The sequence below is a fragment of the Sphingomonas sp. BK036 genome (genome assembly GCF_004216825.1).
Classification (GTDB): domain Bacteria; phylum Pseudomonadota; class Alphaproteobacteria; order Sphingomonadales; family Sphingomonadaceae; genus Sphingomonas.
Genome location: NZ_SGXR01000004.1, coordinates 580,745 through 595,914, shown reverse-complemented (window position 1 = coordinate 595,914; position 15,170 = coordinate 580,745). Strand labels below are relative to the sequence as shown.

The following is a 15,170-nucleotide window of genomic DNA, read 5'->3' as shown; positions in this document are numbered from 1 at the left end:
GTCTTACGCCTGGAAGATCGCCTTGGTCCCCGGCTTGATCATCATCGACAATCGCGCGGCATCCCAGTTCGTCAGGCGGATACAGCCATGGCTTTCCGCACGCCCGATGGTTTCGGGGTTGGGCGTGCCGTGGATCCCGTAATGATCCTTCGACAAGTCCATCCAGACAACACCGACCGGACCGTTCGGCCCTGGCGGCAGCATCTCCTTCTGCTGCCCCTTCTTCGCGTCCCAGAACAGCGCCGGGTTGAAGTGGAACTTCGGATTGTAATCGGACCCCTTGATCGTCCACGTGCCCAGCGGCAGCGGATCGTGGCTGGACCCCATCGTTGCGGAGAACTGTGCGATCAGCTTGTCGTTGGCGTCGAGCACGCGGAGCACGCCGTCCGACTTGTCGACGACGACATGATCCGCCTTGGGCTGCACCGCATCGACGTTGAGCATCGTGAGCGTGGCGATCCAGTCGGGCTTCAGCTTCGGATCATAGGCGCGCGACGAGGGCAGTGCGTTCGGGAACACCACCTTGGTGCCGGGCGACAATTTCGTCGTCGGCGCATTGAGCGCCATGATCACCGCGGGCGTGGTGTGGAACATCTCGCCCAGCTTCTCCATCACGGTCTTGTAGCCGAGCGACGGGAGTTCGGCCTGCTTGGCCGGATCCTTGGGCAGCGGATTGACGAAGGGTCCTGCCAGCATCTCGGGGGTAAGCGCGACGGCCACCGTCGGCCGTGCGGCACGGTAGGGATAGAGCGCCTGCAACGTCCGCGGATCGGCCTTGCCGGTGATCGGCAGGCCCTTCGCCTCCTGGAAACCCTTCAGCGCGGCAACGAGCGACTGTCCGCCGCGACCATCGAGCACGCCCGGCCCGAAGCCGAGATGATCGAGGATGACCTGGACGTGCAGGATGTTGCGATCGATCGGAACTGGCTTGGCGGGCGTGGTCTGCGCCAACGCGGGCGACGCCGCGCCGAACAGGCACATCGCAAGAACCGAAGTCTTCGTCACAAATGCCGTCATGCCCATCATCCCAAACCGTTACGCTTCTGCATCAAACGGTCGGGACGACGGTTGTTTCCAACGGTTCAACGCGATCTCGGCGCCGGGGCCAGAACCTCGGCGAACGCCTTGATCGCCGCAACCTCGTCGCCAGCCCAGACCGCGCTCGACACCGCGATGAAGTCGGCACCGGCCGCAACCAGCGGCGCGGCGTTCTCGGGGGTGATACCGCCGATCGCGACGCACGGCATTTCGAACAGCGTCGACCACCAGGACAGGATCACCGGCTCGGCGTTATGCTCGACCACTTTGGTGGTCGTCGGATAGAAAGCGCCGAACGCAACATAGTCAGCCCCCGCCTCGCCCGCTTCCATCGCAAGATGGCGACTGCCGTGGCAGCTGACGCCTATCTGCGCATTGGGGCCAAGCTGCGCGCGCGCCTCGCGCGGATCGCCGTCGGTCTGGCCGAGATGCACGCCGTCGGCGTCGAGGCGCTTGGCGAGACCGATATCGTCGTTGACGATGAACGCAACGTCGCGCTCCGCACAGATCGCGCGCAACGGCTCGCCGAGTGCGGCCGCGGCATGCTGGTCGATGTCCTTCACGCGGAACTGGAAGGCGGCCACCGGCCCGGCATCGAGCGCACGCGCGAGACGCTCGGGAAAGTCGCCCCCGACGTCGAGCGGTGACACCAGGTACAGCTGGCAGGCCGGCCGGCGCATGTCGCGGCGGAAATTCTCGGCGAAATTGGGATCGAGCGGGCCCAGCGGATCTTCGAATTCGGTCATATCCGCCCCCTAGCCGCTCACGCCTGCCACGTCACCCCGGCGCAGGGCCGGGATGACGTGGCACGACGGCAGCCACTTATTCTTCGTTCTTGTAGATGCGGATGATCCGGTCGAGCATCGCCAGCGCCTCGTCGCGCGGACGCTGGAAGGTGTTGCGGCCGATGATCGAGCCGTTGCCGCCGCCGTCGCGAATGTCGCGTGCATCCTGGAACACCGCGTCCTCGCCCTTCGACGCGCCGCCCGAAAAGACGTTGATGCGCCGCCCGGCAAAGCTCGACTGGACGACATGCTTCACGCGATCCGCCTGCTTCGACCAGTCGGTGCCGGCGTAGAGCGGCTTGGCTTCCTTCTGCTCGATATGCGCGGTCGGCAGCTTGGTCTTGATGATGTGCGCGCCGAGCAACGCCGCCATGTGCGCGGCATAGGCGCCGACGTCGAGCGCGAGCTCACCGTCCTTGGTCAGCTCGCCGCCGCGCGGGTAGGACCAGATCACGGTCGCGATACCGACCGACTTGGCCTCTTCGCTCAGCTCGCGGATTTCCTCGACGAGGTCGAAGAACTGGTCCGCACCCGGATAGATCGTAAAGCCGATCGCCGCCGAGCCCAGCCGCACCGCGTCCGCGACGGTCGCGGTGACCGCCTGGTCGATCGACGTCGCCCAGCTGTTCGAGCTGTTGCACTTCAGGATCGTCGGGATCTGCCCCGCGAACGTATCCGCGCCCGCCTCGAGCATGCCGAGCGGCGCCGCATAGGCGCTGAGCCCCGCGTCGATCGCGAGCTGATAGTGGTAATGCGGGTCGTACGCCGCCGGGTTGACCGAAAAGCTGCGCGCCGGGCCATGCTCGAAGCCCTGGTCGACGGGCAGGATCACCAGCTTGCCGGTGCCGCCGAGCTTACCCTGCATCAGGATGCGCGCAAGGTTCGCCTTCACCGCCGAGCTGGTGGCTTCGTACTTGTCGAGGATGGTCTTGATCTGCGGTGTGATCGTCGTGGTCATGATAAATCCTTTTCCAAAATCTAAAGGGCGAGCCACCGGCGGAGGGCCTGATCGACGGCAAACATGGTTTCGTCGGACGCCGCGCCGACCCGTCGACCGATGCTGTGCCGCCAGACCGATTGCACCTTGTCGATACTGACCTCGCTCGACTTGAGGAGTCCCGTATCGGCATTGGCCGCGATCGGTATGCGGAACAGTCCGAGGCCGGCAAGCTGGCTAGTGATCAAGCACACCGCAACGCTGTCGTGATCCTGAAGGAAAGCGTCCGCCTGAACCACGAGCGCGGGGCGCGGCTTTCGCGCAAAATCCCCTGCGCCTGCATCGGCAATAGTCACGATATCGCCGCGTTTCATTCGGCGACAGACCGACGGTTGCTGGCGGGCTCGGGATCGTCCCAGGCTACGCCCAGCCGCTCCCATGCCTCGTCGTCTTCGGTCCAGCCAAGTGCTGCAGCCGCAAGCGACTGCCGCCGCGCCTCCGCCAGGAATGCCTCGTCATGCCGCTCGACATAGCGCCGCACGGCCTCACGCGCGATATCACTCTTGCTGCGCCCCTGCGTGCGCGCAACCGCCGCGAGGCGCTCTTCGAGTTCGCTATCGAGCCTGACGCCAAGCATCCGAGTCTCCGTTTAACATGTTAAACATAGCTCGGATGCCTGCGCATTTCAACCGTGGAGCGCGGCGACCCCGGGAAGATCCTTGCCTTCCATCCACTCGAGGAACGCGCCACCCGCGGTCGACACGAAGGTGAACGCCTCCGCGACGCCAGCCTGATTGAGCGCGGCGACCGTATCGCCGCCGCCTGCGACCGAGACGAGCGAGCCACCCTCGGTCAGTGCCGCCGCAGTGCGTGCGAGCGCGACGGTCGCGGCGTCGAACGGCGGCGTCTCGAACGCGCCGAGCGGACCGTTCCACACCAACGTCCGGCAGTTCTTGAGCACGTCGCCGAGCGACTCGACCGCCGCCGGCCCGAGATCGAGGATCATCTCGTCGGCCGCGACCTCGTGCACGTTGACGGTGCGCGTCGCGGGGTTCGGCTTGAACTCCTTGGCGACGACGACGTCGTACGGCAGGTGAACGGTGCAGTTCGCCTTGTCCGCGGCTTCCATGATCTGCTCGCATGTGGCGGCAAGCTCATGTTCGCACAGGCTTTTGCCGACATCGACCCCGCGCGCGGCGAGGAAGGTGTTGGCCATCCCGCCGCCGATGATCAGGTGATCGACGCGCGTGACGAGATGCCGCAGCACGTCGAGCTTCGAGGACACCTTGGCACCGCCGACAACGGCGGCGACGGGGTGCTCGGGAGCACCCAACGCCTTCTGGAGCGCATCGAGTTCGGCCTCCATCGCGCGGCCGGCAAAGGCCGGGAGGACGTGGGCGAGGCCCTCGGTCGACGCATGCGCACGGTGTGCGGCGGAGAAGGCATCGTTGACGTACAGATCGCCGAGGCTCGCAAAGCGCGCGACGACGGCCGCGTCGTTGGTCTCCTCCCCACCGAAGAAGCGGGTGTTCTCGAGCACCGCGATATCGCCGGGTTCCAGCGTAGCGACCGAGTCCTCGGCGCCTTCCCAGTCAATGTACCGCACTTCGCGACCCAGCACTTCGCTGTACGGCTTCACGACCTGCGACAGCGAGAAGTCGGGGCTCGGCTTGCCCTTGGGACGGCCGAAATGCGCGAGGACGAGGACGATCGCGCCCTTGTCCGCGAGTTCGCCGACGGTCGCGACGGTCGCGCGCAGGCGGGTGTCGTCGGTGACCCGGCCCTCGGCCATCGGCACGTTGAGGTCTTCGCGGACGAGCACGCGCTTGCCCTGGATTTCGCCCATATCATCGAGCGTCTTGAATGGCTTGCTCATGGTTCTTCGATCCTGATCTCATCACCGACGGCGATTCTGCCGCCCATCAAAACGCGGGTACAGGCCCCGCCCCGCCAGTCGGGCGAGAGCGCAGCGAACAATCCTGGCGCCAAAGCCTCCATCCGCTCGCACGGATCGGTGTGGCGCGTCACTTCCAGCACGACGTCCGCGCCGAGGCGGAGTAGCGTGCCGGGTATCTGGGGCAGATCGAAGCCGTCGACGAGGAGGTTCGCGCGGCGTTCGTACCAGGGAATATCTTGCCCGACCTCGGCCATAGCCGCGTCCCAGTCGGCGCGTTCGAGCAATGTCACCTGACGCCGGCCCTTGCCGCCGGGCCGTACATAGCCGCGAAAGTCACCGTGCAGGCCGGCCTCGATGGTGATCTCGACCGTGTCGATGACCTCCATCGGAGCTTTCGCGCGGGCGTGACGCGCGATGCCGGCGATCTTACCCGTCACTGCCTCAACCATGGTCCACCGCTCTATGGACACGCGTACCCCACTCCAATGCCGTCACCCCAGCGAACGCTGGGGTATCCCCGTTGGCGGGCGGCTCGGCCCGAACGGGGAGATCCCAGCCTTCGCTGGGATGACGGACAAAGGGAATGGAGCGCAGCGCCCGTACGCCTCAGATGAACTTCGCCATCGCGGTGGCGGTGTCGGCCATGCGGTTCGAGAAGCCCCATTCGTTATCGTACCAGCTGACGACGCGGACGAGCTTGCCGTCGATCACCGCGGTCTCCAGGCTGTCGATCGTCGACGAAGCCGGGGTGTGCTGGAGATCGATCGAGACGAGCGGCTCGTCCGACCAGTCGAGCACGCCGACCAGCGGACCGCTCTCGGATGCCGCCTTGAGCACCGCGTTCACCTCTTCGCGCGTCGTGTCGCGCGACGGCGTGAAGGTCAGGTCGATCAACGAGACGTCGGGCACGGGAACGCGGATCGCCGAGCCATCGAGCTTGCCCTTCAGTTCCGGCAACACTTCGGCAACGGCGCGCGCAGCACCGGTGGTGGTCGGGATCATCGACATCGCCGCGGCACGCGCGCGACGCAGGTCCGGGTGGATCTGGTCGAGGATCTTCTGGTCGTTGGTATAGGCGTGCACGGTCGTCATCAGGCCGCGCTCGATGCCGATCGCATCGTTTAGCACCTTGGCGACGGGCGCGAGGCAGTTGGTGGTGCACGACGCGTTCGAGACGATCGTGTGATCGGCGGTCAGCTTGTCGTGGTTGACGCCGTACACGACGGTCAGGTCGACATTCTTGCCGGGTGCCGAGATCAGCACCTTCTTCGCGCCCGCATCGAGATGCTTCTGGCAGCTCGCCTTGTCGGTGAAGAAGCCCGTGCATTCGAGGACGATGTCGACGCCCAGCTCGGCATGCGGCAGGTTGGCCGGATCGCGCTCGGCGGTGACGCGGATGCGCTTGCCGTCGACGACCAGCTCATTGCCCTCGGCCGAGACGTCGCCGGGATATTTGCCGTGGACGCTGTCGCGCTTGAACAGCCAGGCGTTCGACTCCGCATCGCCGAGATCGTTGATCGCGACGAGTTCGAGTGCGCCGTTCGACTGTTCGAGTACCGCGCGGGCGACGAGACGGCCGATGCGCCCGAAACCGTTGATCGCAACCTTGACCGTCATTGCTGTATCTCCGCTAGCGCCCGTGAGTCCGTTCCGGGCGCGCAGCCTTTGCGGGGCGGTGGGGCGCCCTGTCAACACCGTGGATCGCGGATCGGCGCCGCGAAAGCGGCTTGTCGCACACCCCGGCCATGCTATCTCGACTGCATGCCAGATACTCCAGACATGATAGCCGATCGGGCGCCCGCCCAAAGACCAGAGACGCCGCCGGAAACGACTCAAGAGACTATAGCGGATACGGCGGCGGTCGACCGGATCGACGCCGCGATCATCCGGATCGAAGCCGCGATCAACGCCCGCACTCGCAGCGGCGACGCGCTCGCCAAGCGCCATGCGGCGCTCAAGGCGCGGATGGCCGAAGCCGTCGCCGCGCTCGACGACGTCATCACGCGCGGGAGCCCGAACTAATGGCACAGGTCATGCTCGATATCGGCGGCCGCCCGCATGCGGTCGCGTGCCGTGATGGCGAGGAATCGCGCGTCCGGTTGCTCGGTGCGATGCTCGCCGAACGCTGGCCTATCGCAGACCGGGCGGCAGGCGGTCTCAGCGCCGAACGCGCGATGCTGTTCGTTGCACTGATGCTCGCCGACGACCTCGACGAAGCCGCGCATCGCCCGCCCGAAGGCTCGGCGGTCAGCGAGATCGCACTGACGCGGATCGCCGATCGTCTCGAAGACCTTGCGGAGGCCCTTGAGCTAAGCCCCCCGAGCGCCTAGATTGGCCTTGGCGGGTTCTGCCCGGTACGAGCCTTTATTATCCCTGAGGCTATTCATCATCCATAGGGGGCTGTCCCTGTTAGGATCCTGGTCCGAAGCACATGGTCCCCACCTGACGTACCGTGCGTCAGTGGATAACCCGGCACACGGCCATGGTGGGCCCGCCACACCACCCAATTTCGATGGCTCGGGCGTATGACCGACAAAAGCGTGCTCAGAGCCTCGCTTCGCGCCGCGCGAGACGCGTGCGCCCCGGTCTCCATTCCCGTGCCCTCGACGTTCCTGACGCGGCTGAAGCCGGGAATGACCGTCGCCTCCTATGTCCCGTTCGGCGGTGAGGCCGATCCGTCGCCGTTCGCGCGCGCCGCGGTCGACGCGGGCTGCGTCATCGCGCTGCCGCATGTGGTGCGTCGATCGCTGCCGATGCGATTCCTGTCGTGGGAGACCGAGGCCGCACTGATCGCCGGTCCGTTCGGCCTCCATCAGCCCGCCGAGGACGCCGCCGAGCTCGCGCCGGACATCATCCTGACCCCGCTCGTCGGCTTCGATCGCAGCGGCAACCGAATCGGCCAGGGCGCAGGTTATTACGACCGCGCTTTCCTCGCGCACCCCGATGCGTGGCGCGTCGGCATTGCGCTGTCGGTCCAGCAGGTCGATAGCCTGACCCCAGACCCGTGGGACGTCCCGCTCCACGCCATCGCCACCGAACTCGAATGGATCACGCTATGACGCCCACTTGGCGCAAACCGGTTGGGATGCTCGGCATCCTGCTCCTGATCCTGGTGTGGTGCGTGGCGATCGTGAGCCTGTCGACCATCGTCGGCAGCTGGCACTGGCTGGCGCAATTGGTGTTTTACCTCTTCACCGGCCTGATCTGGATAGCGCCGTTGAAGCCTGTGCTGCGGTGGATGGAGATCGGGCGGTAGAGCCCGCTTCCGTTCGTCCTGAGTAGCCATCGAGTAGTCGCCGAAGGCGGCGGATCGAGAGGGCGTATCGAAGGACAGGTTGGCGCGCGATGACCATGCTTCGATACGAGCCCCCGATACGCTTCTGACGAAGTTACTCGGTCTCTACTCAGCACGAACGGTATGTGGGAGGAATGCTCGCAGCATTCATAAATCTGGAAGGGTCTCGGCCACCCAACAAGGGTGGCGCGAGTGACGGGACTCGAACCCGCGACCTCCGGCGTGACAGGCCGGCGCTCTAACCAACTGAGCTACACCCGCATTCCCAATGACGAACCTCGGCATCCCGAGGGACCCTGCGGCAGGCTCGTCAAAACCTCAACACTATCTCGAACCATCGAAACGATGGCGCGAGTGACGGGACTCGAACCCGCGACCTCCGGCGTGACAGGCCGGCGCTCTAACCAACTGAGCTACACCCGCTGAAACAGCGTGGAGGCGGCAACTAGGCGAGGGTTCGGATACCGTCAACCCCCATTTCAACCACCCGTTTCACGTTGTGCCTCGGGCGGGTCGCCGCGACGACGATTTCGCCCCGCCTTGGGCTGCACGAGCGTCCCGTGCTCGAACAGGAAGCCGGCGATATCGGGCTTGCCCGCCGCCTTGATGACCGTCTGGAGGATGATGAGCAGCGGAACCGCCAGCAGCGCGCCCGACGTGCCCCACACCCATCCCCAGAAGCTCAGCGAGATCAGGATCAGCAGCGGGCTGATCGTCAGCCGGTGACCGACGACGAACGGCGTGATCGCGTTCGCCTCGACCAGATGCAGCCCGTACATCAGCGCGGGCGGCAGCAACGCCATCCAGATATCCGAAAACGTCATCAACCCGCCGAGCGCGAGCAGGAAGGCGCCGATCACCGGCCCGAAATACGGGATGTAGTTCAGCAGCGCGACGATCCCGCCCCACATCGCGGGATAGGGCATGCCGATGAACCACAGCGCGGTGCCGGTGACGATCCCGAGCAGGATGTTGATGACCGTGATCGTGCCGAGATAGGCGGACACGTCGTCGACGATGTCCTGGATCACGCGCGCGGTCGCCATCGCGCCGTCGAAGCTGGTCCGCCCGGTAATCGTCTGGCGCCGCATCCGCGTCCAACCGGACAGGAAGAAGAACACGATCAGCACGCCGAACAGGAACTGCACGATGACCGCAGGCGCGGACGTCGCGGCGAGTTCGAGGATAGAGCCCGGCGCCGCGACACCCGCGGTCGCCGGCTGCTTGATCGGCGTCGACGCGACCTGGCGCAGCGTCTTGTTCACATATTTCTCGAGGCTCGAATACAGATCGAGCAGCGGCGCGAGGTTGCTCTGGATCCGGTCGAGCCTGGTCGGCAGCAGCCGGAAGAAATCGGTCGCGGGCACGAGGATCGCGGCGATCGCGATGTTCGCGGCGATCAGGAAGACGAGGATGCACAGGATCGCGGCCAGCGGCGACGGCACGTGGCGCCGCTCGAGCCATTCGAGCACGGGCACGAGCGCAACCGAGATCACGAGCGCGATCGTGAGCGGCAGGAAGAACTCCGCCCCTGCCTTCAACGCGAAAGGCATGGCGAGGATGAGGCCGACACCGGCGGTCAGCGTCAGCGCTGCCAGCAGGCGATCGCGCCGCTGCGCGATTCGCATCGCATCCTCGACCCCGACCGCGATCGGTAGTCCGAACGCACTTTCGGCCGGCGGACCTTCCGCAACGGCGCCGCCCCCGCCCAGCGGCTGGCTTGGTTCCTGGCGAAGTCCCTCGTCCGTCATGGCAATTCCTTTGCCACCCCATCCCGTAATCGCGGTCGGCATTCAAGCCGGACGAGAGCCGCACGCATAATCTATTTCGCCCCCGTCATCCTGACGAACGTCAGGATCCAGAGCCGCAAAGGATGCCCTACGGTACCCTGGATCCTGACTTTCGTCAGGATGACGCGGAAGTCGTGATCGCCGAGGCCTACGCCGTCACGCCACCCGATCCGCGAACAGCCCCTGCAGGTCCTTCTTGAGGATCTTGCCGTTCGCGTTCCTCGGCAGCGTCTCGTGCACGAACCGCACCGCGACCGGCGTCTTGAACGCCGCCAGATGCTGCCGCACCCAGCCCTGCAATTCCGCCTCGGTCGTCACGGCGCCCGGCGCGAGGTGCACCACCGCCGCGGGCTCCTCGCCCAGGATCCGGTGCGGGATGCCGATCAGCGCCGCATCGGTCACCGCCGGGTGCGCGTACAGGACGTTCTCGACCTCGCTCGAATAGATGTTCTCGCCGCCGCGGATGATCATGTCCTTGGCGCGGTCGACGATGTAGCAGAACCCCTCCTCGTCGAGCCGCGCGAGATCGCCGGTGCGCACCCAGCCGTCGACGAACGTCGCAGCGGTCGCCTCGGGCTTGTTCCAATACCCCTTCACGATCATCGGGCCGCGCGCCCAGAGTTCGCCGATCTCGCCCACCGGCAGCTCGGTCACGCCGTCGTCGGCGACGATCTTGAGGTCGGCAACGGCGACGGGTGGCCCCGCGCTGGTCGGGCGGTTGAGATATTCCTCGGCACCGTGATGCGTGACGGTCGCCATCGTCTCGGTCATGCCCCAGCCATTGCCGGGCATCGCGCCGAACTCGGCATATATGCGCTTCACCAGCTCGGGTGCCGCGGGCGCGCCGCCATAGGCGATCGATTCGAGCGACGAGAAGTCGTATTTGTCGCGATCGGGATGTTCGAGCAGCTGCCACGCGATCGTCGGCACGCCGCCGGTGATGTTGACCTTCTCGCGCTCGATGATCTCCATCGCGCGGATCGTGTCCCATTTGCGCATGAAGATCATCGTGCTGCCCGTCGCGATCACCCCCATCATCCCCGCCGAGCACGCGGTGACGTGGAACAGCGGGATCACCGTCAGCGTCACGCGCGGCGTCGGCTCAGGCGGCGCCTCGCCACGCCGCAGGAACGACCGCGCCGACGAATAGCCGCCCGACAGGATGTTCGACATCATGTTGCGGTGCGTGCCGAGCGCGCCCTTGGGTGCGCCGGTCGTGCCGCTGGTATAGAAGATCGTCGCATCGTCGTCAGGCGCGATCGTCGCCTCGGGCAGGCCGATATCGGGCAACGCCGCCCAGTCGTGCGGCGTGCCGATCACGTTCTCCAGCCGCGTGACGATCCCCGTCAGCGGTTCCGCCGCCCGCGCGACGAACACATGCTCCAGCGCGGGCAGCGTCGCGTATGCCGCCTCCAGCCGATGATGCCGCTCGTCGTCAGTGATCAGCACGCGCGCGCCCGAATCGGCCAGGCCATATTCCATCTCGGCACCGGTCCACCACGCGTTCAGCGGCACCATGATCGCACCGATGCTCGCGCCAGCGAAGAACGCCACCGGCCATTCGGGCAGATTGCGCATCGCCAGCGCCACGCGGTCGCCAGCGCCGATCCCCATGTCGCGCAACCGGTGCGCCAGCACCGCGATCGCGCGAAAATTCGCCTCGTACGTGACGCGCTCGTCCTCATACGCCGTGAACACCCGCTCGCCATGCGCACGCGCCGCCTCGGCGAGCCAGCGCAGAGACGGCGGCGCGTTCTTCCAGATCCGCGTCTCGATGCCGTCGATCGCCAGTGTCGCCATCTCGAACTTCGCGCCGGGTGCGGTCAGCAGTCGCTCGGCATCGGCGAGCGACATCGCCGGCCAGGAGGGATCGCGTGCGATGATCGGTTCGCTTGCCAAGACCGGTTGACTCCAGAGTTGAATTTCGGGTTTGGCTTATCGCCTGTTCGAAGACAGGTTATAGTTGATTCCTGCTTCGCTCAAGGCAATAGAGACATTAAGTTCGAACTAGGGGTATGGAGCGAGCCGTGACGGGGATGATCGAATCATGAAAATCGCCAAGCCCTCGGCACATGGCTTCGACGCGAGCCGGCTGGCCGCGATCGATGCGCTGCTCCAGACCCGCTATCTCGATTCGGGCAAGCTCCCCAACGCACAGCTGCTGATCGCGCGCGACGGCGAGGTGGTGCACTTCTCGCATGCCGGCGCCGCCCGCGAAGACGGCAAGACGGTCGACGAGGGATCGCTGTTCCGGATCGCGTCGATGACCAAGCCGATCACCTCGGTCGCGTTCATGATGCTCGTCGAACAAAGCCTCGTCGCGGTCGATACGCCGGTCCATCACGTCCTGCCCGAGTTCAAGGATATCGGCGTCTATAATGGCGGCGGCGCGGGCGTCCCGTTCGTCACCAAGCCGACCGCCGAGCCGATGCGGATGATCGACCTTCTCCGCCACACCGCAGGGCTTACCTACAGCTTCCAGAATCGGTCGAACATCGACGCCGCTTACCGCGAGGGCAAGATCGAGAACTGGCACGGCGGCCATGATCTCGACGGCTTCGTCGCCGCGCTGGCGCAGATCCCACTCGAATTCTCGCCCGGTACCGCGTGGAATTATTCGGTCGCGACCGACGTGCTCGGCGCGGTCGTCCAGCGCGTGTCGGGGCTGCCGCTCGACCAGTTCTTCAAGACGCGCATCTTCGCCCCGCTCAAGATGAAGGACACGTTCTTCCAGGTCCCCAAGGGCAAGATCGACCGCCTCACCGATTGCTACACGCTCATCCCCGGCAAGGGCCGCGTGATGTATGATCGCGGCGCGGACAGCGCGTGGAGCCGGATGCCGAAGCTCGTCTCGGGCGGTGGCGGCCTCGTCTCGACCGCGCTCGATTACCACCGGTTCAACACCATGCTGCTGAACGGCGGCGAACTCGACGGCGCGCGCATCCTCGGCCGCAAGACGCTCGACCTGATGACGCAGAACCATTTGCCCGGAAAATCCGATCTCGCGACGATGTCGAAATCGCTGTTCAGCGAGGCGTCGAACGCGGGCACCGGGTTCGGTCTCGGCTTCGCGATCACCGACGACGTCGCCAAGACGATGGTGCCGGGGTCGAGCGGCGAATATTACTGGGGCGGGATGTTCTCGACCGCGTTCTTCGTCGACCTGGTCGAGCGCGTATCGATGGTGTTCATGACGCAGCTCTCGCCGAGCAGCCTCTACCCAATCCGCCGCGAGCTGAAGACGATGATCTACGCCGCGATGACCTGATCCACCGACGTCGAAATTTTCCGTCACCCCAGCGAACGCTGGGGTCTCCCCGTTACGAGGAGATACCAGCTTTCGCTGGCATGACGTTCAAACCGCAGGAGATTATATGACCAGCCCGATCCGCACCGAACGCCATGACGACGTCCTCGTGATCATCTCGAACAACCCCCCGGTCAACGCGCTCGGTGCCGCGGTCCGCCAGGGCCTCGAAGCCGCGATCAAGGAAGGCGTCGCCGACGACAGCATTGCCGCGATGGTCATCCGCTGCGACGGCCGCACCTTCTTCGCGGGCGCCGACATCACCGAGTTCGGCAAGGAAATGGTCGAGCCCGGCCTTCCGACCGTGGTCGACATGATCGAGGCGTCCTCGAAGCCGGTCGTTGCGGCGATCCACGGCACCGCGCTGGGCGGCGGGTGCGAGGTCACGCTCGGCTGCCATTACCGCGTCGCCGTCCCCTCGGCGAAGATCGGCACGCCCGAGGTGAAGCTCGGCCTGCTCCCCGGCGCGGGCGGCACGCAGCGCATCCCGCGCATCGCCGGCGTGAAGCTCGCGCTCGAGATGACCGCCAAGGGCGATCCGATCTCGGCGAAGAAGGCGCTCGACGCCGGGCTGATCGACAAGATCGTCGGCGAGGACTCGCTTGAGGCCGACGCCATCGCCTTCGCGCGCGAGATCGCAACCAAGCGCCCCCTGCCCCGCGCCTCCGAGAAGACCGTGCAGGCCGATCCCGACGCGGTCGCCGCGTTCAAGACGGAGAACGCCCGCCGCTTCCGCAACTTCGACGCGCCCGCCGCCAACATCGCCTGCGTCGAGAAGGCCGCCGATGGCTCCAGTTTCGCCGAGGGTATCGCGTTCGAGCGCGAACAATTCATGAAGCTCATGATGGGCGTCCAGTCCGCCGCGCAACGCCACATCTTCTTCGCCGAACGCCAGGCCGCCAAGATCGACGACGTCCCCGCCGACACCAAGCTGCGCGAGATCAAACGCGTCGGCGTGATCGGCGCAGGCACGATGGGCGGCGGCATCTCGATGAACTTCCTGTCCGCGGGCATCCCCGTCACGATTGTCGAGATGCAGCAGGACGCGCTCGACCGCGGCACCGGCGTCGTCCGCAAGAATTACGAGGCGACCGCCGCCAAGGGCCGGATGAAGCCCGAACAGGTCGAGCAGGCGATGGGCGCGCTGAAGCCGACGCTCGACTTCGCCGATCTCGCGGAATGCGACCTGATCATCGAGGCGGTGTACGAGACGATGGAGGTGAAGAAGGACATCTTCACGCGCCTCGACGCGATCGCCAAGCCCGGTGCGATCCTCGCCTCGAACACCTCGTACCTCAACATCGACGAGATCGCAGCCTGCACCAAGCGTCCCGAGGACGTCGTCGGCATGCACTTCTTCTCGCCCGCCAACGTGATGAAGCTGCTCGAGGTCGTGCGCGGCGACAAGACCGCGGACGACGTTCTCGCGACCGTCATGGCGCTGGCCAAGAAGATCAAGAAGGTCGCCGTCGTCGCGGGCGTCACCTACGGTTTCATCGGCAACCGCATGCTGATGCCGCGCCAGGTCGAGGCGACCAAGCTGTTGCTCGAAGGCGCGAGCCCCGAGCAGATCGACAAGGTCCATGTCGCGTTCGGCATGCCGATGGGCCCGTTCCAGATGAGCGACCTCGCCGGCGTCGACATCGGCTGGCACCGCGACCCGAGCCGGATCGAGAACATCCGCGACGCCCTCGCCGCGGAAAACCGCTGGGGCCAGAAGACCAAGGCCGGCTTCTACGATTATGACGAGAAGCGCACGCCGGCGAATTCCCCCCGCGTGACGGAAATCATCGACGATTTCCGCGCCAAGTCGGGTGTCACCCCGCGAGAGATCAGCGACGAGGAGATCGTCGTCCGCACGCTCTACACGATGGTCAACGAAGGCGCGCTGATCCTCGAAGAGGGCAAGGCGCAGCGCGCGTCCGACGTCGATGTGGTCTGGATCTACGGATACGGCTGGCCGGTCTATCGCGGCGGCCCGATGTTTTGGGCGCAGTCCGAGGGGCTGGCGAAGGTCGTCGCGGGGCTGGAGAAATACGGCTTCCCGGTCGCCGCGTCGCTGAAGGACGCAGCCACCTCGGGCGGTCGCCTGAAGTGATCGCGCGCGGCCGCCTCGTCCCG

The 15,170-nt window shown here is 65.8% G+C and carries 16 protein-coding genes and 2 tRNA genes; 6 read left to right on the top strand and 12 right to left on the bottom strand.

What is annotated here, in order from left to right; translation table 11 throughout:
- Positions 1 to 3: 3 nt before the first annotated feature.
- From EV283_RS09885 to gap, 8 genes are all read right to left on the bottom strand, one after another.
- Positions 4 to 1,017: a L,D-transpeptidase gene (locus EV283_RS09885; protein WP_165391739.1), complete on the bottom strand. Its 1,014-nt coding sequence runs from the start codon at positions 1,015 to 1,017 to the stop codon at positions 4 to 6.
- Positions 1,018 to 1,082: 65 nt separating this feature from the next.
- Positions 1,083 to 1,784 carry a thiamine phosphate synthase gene (gene thiE, locus EV283_RS09880; protein ID WP_130324822.1) on the bottom strand — a complete coding sequence of 234 codons (702 nt, stop codon included), beginning with the start codon at positions 1,782 to 1,784 and terminating at the stop codon, positions 1,083 to 1,085.
- Positions 1,785 to 1,860: 76 nt separating this feature from the next.
- Positions 1,861 to 2,781, bottom strand: coding sequence for a class I fructose-bisphosphate aldolase (locus EV283_RS09875; protein ID WP_130324820.1), 921 nt, complete (start codon positions 2,779 to 2,781; stop codon positions 1,861 to 1,863).
- A 20-nt stretch (positions 2,782 to 2,801) separates the two neighbouring features.
- The gene (locus EV283_RS09870; RefSeq protein ID WP_130324818.1) at positions 2,802 to 3,134 is read right to left on the bottom strand and encodes a type II toxin-antitoxin system PemK/MazF family toxin; all 333 of its coding nucleotides are present in this window, start codon (positions 3,132 to 3,134) and stop codon (positions 2,802 to 2,804) included.
- Positions 3,131 to 3,397, bottom strand: coding sequence for a ribbon-helix-helix protein, CopG family (locus EV283_RS09865; protein ID WP_130324816.1), 267 nt, complete (start codon positions 3,395 to 3,397; stop codon positions 3,131 to 3,133). Before EV283_RS09865 ends, EV283_RS09870 begins: the two co-directional genes overlap by 4 nt.
- A 48-nt stretch (positions 3,398 to 3,445) precedes the next feature.
- Complete coding sequence (locus EV283_RS09860; protein WP_130324814.1) at positions 3,446 to 4,636, bottom strand: phosphoglycerate kinase; 1,191 nt, start codon at positions 4,634 to 4,636, stop codon at positions 3,446 to 3,448.
- Positions 4,633 to 5,043, bottom strand: a complete 411-nt coding sequence (locus EV283_RS09855; RefSeq protein ID WP_207223095.1) for an MOSC domain-containing protein — start codon at positions 5,041 to 5,043, stop codon at positions 4,633 to 4,635. The genes EV283_RS09860 and EV283_RS09855 overlap by 4 nt, the downstream gene beginning before the upstream one ends.
- A gap of 220 nt (positions 5,044 to 5,263) precedes the next feature.
- Positions 5,264 to 6,274: a type I glyceraldehyde-3-phosphate dehydrogenase gene (gene gap, locus EV283_RS09850; RefSeq protein ID WP_130324810.1), complete on the bottom strand. Its 1,011-nt coding sequence runs from the start codon at positions 6,272 to 6,274 to the stop codon at positions 5,264 to 5,266.
- Positions 6,275 to 6,436: 162 nt separating this feature from the next.
- Between gap and EV283_RS09845 the strand changes: the two genes are divergently transcribed.
- The 4 genes from EV283_RS09845 to EV283_RS09830 all read left to right on the top strand — a co-directional run bounded on the left by EV283_RS09845 (position 6,437) and on the right by EV283_RS09830 (position 7,913).
- On the top strand, positions 6,437 to 6,679 hold the full coding sequence (locus EV283_RS09845) for a hypothetical protein (RefSeq protein WP_242615887.1): 243 nt from the start codon (positions 6,437 to 6,439) through the stop codon (positions 6,677 to 6,679).
- The gene (locus EV283_RS09840; protein ID WP_055877962.1) at positions 6,679 to 6,987 is read left to right on the top strand and encodes a cell division protein ZapA; all 309 of its coding nucleotides are present in this window, start codon (positions 6,679 to 6,681) and stop codon (positions 6,985 to 6,987) included. The genes EV283_RS09845 and EV283_RS09840 overlap by 1 nt, the downstream gene beginning before the upstream one ends.
- Before the next feature lie 195 nt (positions 6,988 to 7,182).
- The gene (locus EV283_RS09835; RefSeq protein WP_130324808.1) at positions 7,183 to 7,716 is read left to right on the top strand and encodes a 5-formyltetrahydrofolate cyclo-ligase; all 534 of its coding nucleotides are present in this window, start codon (positions 7,183 to 7,185) and stop codon (positions 7,714 to 7,716) included.
- Positions 7,713 to 7,913, top strand: a complete 201-nt coding sequence (locus EV283_RS09830) for a DUF2842 domain-containing protein (RefSeq protein ID WP_130324806.1) — start codon at positions 7,713 to 7,715, stop codon at positions 7,911 to 7,913. The genes EV283_RS09835 and EV283_RS09830 overlap by 4 nt, the downstream gene beginning before the upstream one ends.
- Positions 7,914 to 8,136: 223 nt before the next feature.
- Here the strand turns inward: EV283_RS09830 and EV283_RS09825 are convergent.
- From EV283_RS09825 to EV283_RS09810, 4 genes are all read right to left on the bottom strand, one after another.
- A tRNA-Asp gene (locus EV283_RS09825) sits at positions 8,137 to 8,213 on the bottom strand.
- Positions 8,214 to 8,298: 85 nt separating this feature from the next.
- Positions 8,299 to 8,375, bottom strand: a tRNA-Asp gene (locus EV283_RS09820).
- 56 nt (positions 8,376 to 8,431) lie between these two features.
- Positions 8,432 to 9,580: an AI-2E family transporter gene (locus tag EV283_RS09815; RefSeq protein ID WP_107957625.1), complete on the bottom strand. Its 1,149-nt coding sequence runs from the start codon at positions 9,578 to 9,580 to the stop codon at positions 8,432 to 8,434.
- 318 nt (positions 9,581 to 9,898) lie between these two features.
- The gene (locus EV283_RS09810; protein ID WP_130325110.1) at positions 9,899 to 11,596 is read right to left on the bottom strand and encodes a class I adenylate-forming enzyme family protein; all 1,698 of its coding nucleotides are present in this window, start codon (positions 11,594 to 11,596) and stop codon (positions 9,899 to 9,901) included.
- Between the two features lie 193 nt (positions 11,597 to 11,789).
- On the opposite strand from EV283_RS09810, the gene EV283_RS09805 reads away from it, so the two are divergent.
- A complete protein-coding gene (locus EV283_RS09805; protein WP_130324804.1) occupies positions 11,790 to 13,010 on the top strand; it encodes a serine hydrolase domain-containing protein in 1,221 nt (406 codons plus the stop codon).
- Positions 13,011 to 13,116: 106 nt separating this feature from the next.
- Positions 13,117 to 15,147, top strand: a complete 2,031-nt coding sequence (locus EV283_RS09800) for a 3-hydroxyacyl-CoA dehydrogenase NAD-binding domain-containing protein (RefSeq protein ID WP_130324802.1) — start codon at positions 13,117 to 13,119, stop codon at positions 15,145 to 15,147.
- Positions 15,148 to 15,170 lie beyond the last annotated feature (23 nt).

What these genes read in the sequence shown, in the direction of transcription:
- thiE (WP_130324822.1), bottom strand. Translation starts at nt 1,784, where the DNA reads ATGACCGAATTCGAAGATCCGCTGGGCCCGCTCGATCCCAATTTCGCC.
- EV283_RS09870 (WP_130324818.1), bottom strand. Translation starts at nt 3,134, where the DNA reads ATGAAACGCGGCGATATCGTGACTATTGCCGATGCAGGCGCAGGGGAT.
- gap (WP_130324810.1), bottom strand. Translation starts at nt 6,274, where the DNA reads ATGACGGTCAAGGTTGCGATCAACGGTTTCGGGCGCATCGGCCGTCTC.
- EV283_RS09885 (WP_165391739.1), bottom strand. Translation starts at nt 1,017, where the DNA reads ATGACGGCATTTGTGACGAAGACTTCGGTTCTTGCGATGTGCCTGTTC.
- EV283_RS09815 (WP_107957625.1), bottom strand. Translation starts at nt 9,580, where the DNA reads ATGCGAATCGCGCAGCGGCGCGATCGCCTGCTGGCAGCGCTGACGCTG.
- EV283_RS09810 (WP_130325110.1), bottom strand. Translation starts at nt 11,596, where the DNA reads ATGTCGCTCGCCGATGCCGAGCGACTGCTGACCGCACCCGGCGCGAAG.
- EV283_RS09845 (WP_242615887.1), top strand. Translation starts at nt 6,437, where the DNA reads ATGATAGCCGATCGGGCGCCCGCCCAAAGACCAGAGACGCCGCCGGAA.
- EV283_RS09865 (WP_130324816.1), bottom strand. Translation starts at nt 3,397, where the DNA reads ATGCTTGGCGTCAGGCTCGATAGCGAACTCGAAGAGCGCCTCGCGGCG.
- EV283_RS09855 (WP_207223095.1), bottom strand. Translation starts at nt 5,043, where the DNA reads ATGGAGGTCATCGACACGGTCGAGATCACCATCGAGGCCGGCCTGCAC.
- EV283_RS09875 (WP_130324820.1), bottom strand. Translation starts at nt 2,781, where the DNA reads ATGACCACGACGATCACACCGCAGATCAAGACCATCCTCGACAAGTAC.
- EV283_RS09830 (WP_130324806.1), top strand. Translation starts at nt 7,713, where the DNA reads ATGACGCCCACTTGGCGCAAACCGGTTGGGATGCTCGGCATCCTGCTC.
- EV283_RS09800 (WP_130324802.1), top strand. Translation starts at nt 13,117, where the DNA reads ATGACCAGCCCGATCCGCACCGAACGCCATGACGACGTCCTCGTGATC.
- EV283_RS09805 (WP_130324804.1), top strand. Translation starts at nt 11,790, where the DNA reads ATGAAAATCGCCAAGCCCTCGGCACATGGCTTCGACGCGAGCCGGCTG.
- EV283_RS09840 (WP_055877962.1), top strand. Translation starts at nt 6,679, where the DNA reads ATGGCACAGGTCATGCTCGATATCGGCGGCCGCCCGCATGCGGTCGCG.
- EV283_RS09860 (WP_130324814.1), bottom strand. Translation starts at nt 4,636, where the DNA reads ATGAGCAAGCCATTCAAGACGCTCGATGATATGGGCGAAATCCAGGGC.
- EV283_RS09835 (WP_130324808.1), top strand. Translation starts at nt 7,183, where the DNA reads ATGACCGACAAAAGCGTGCTCAGAGCCTCGCTTCGCGCCGCGCGAGAC.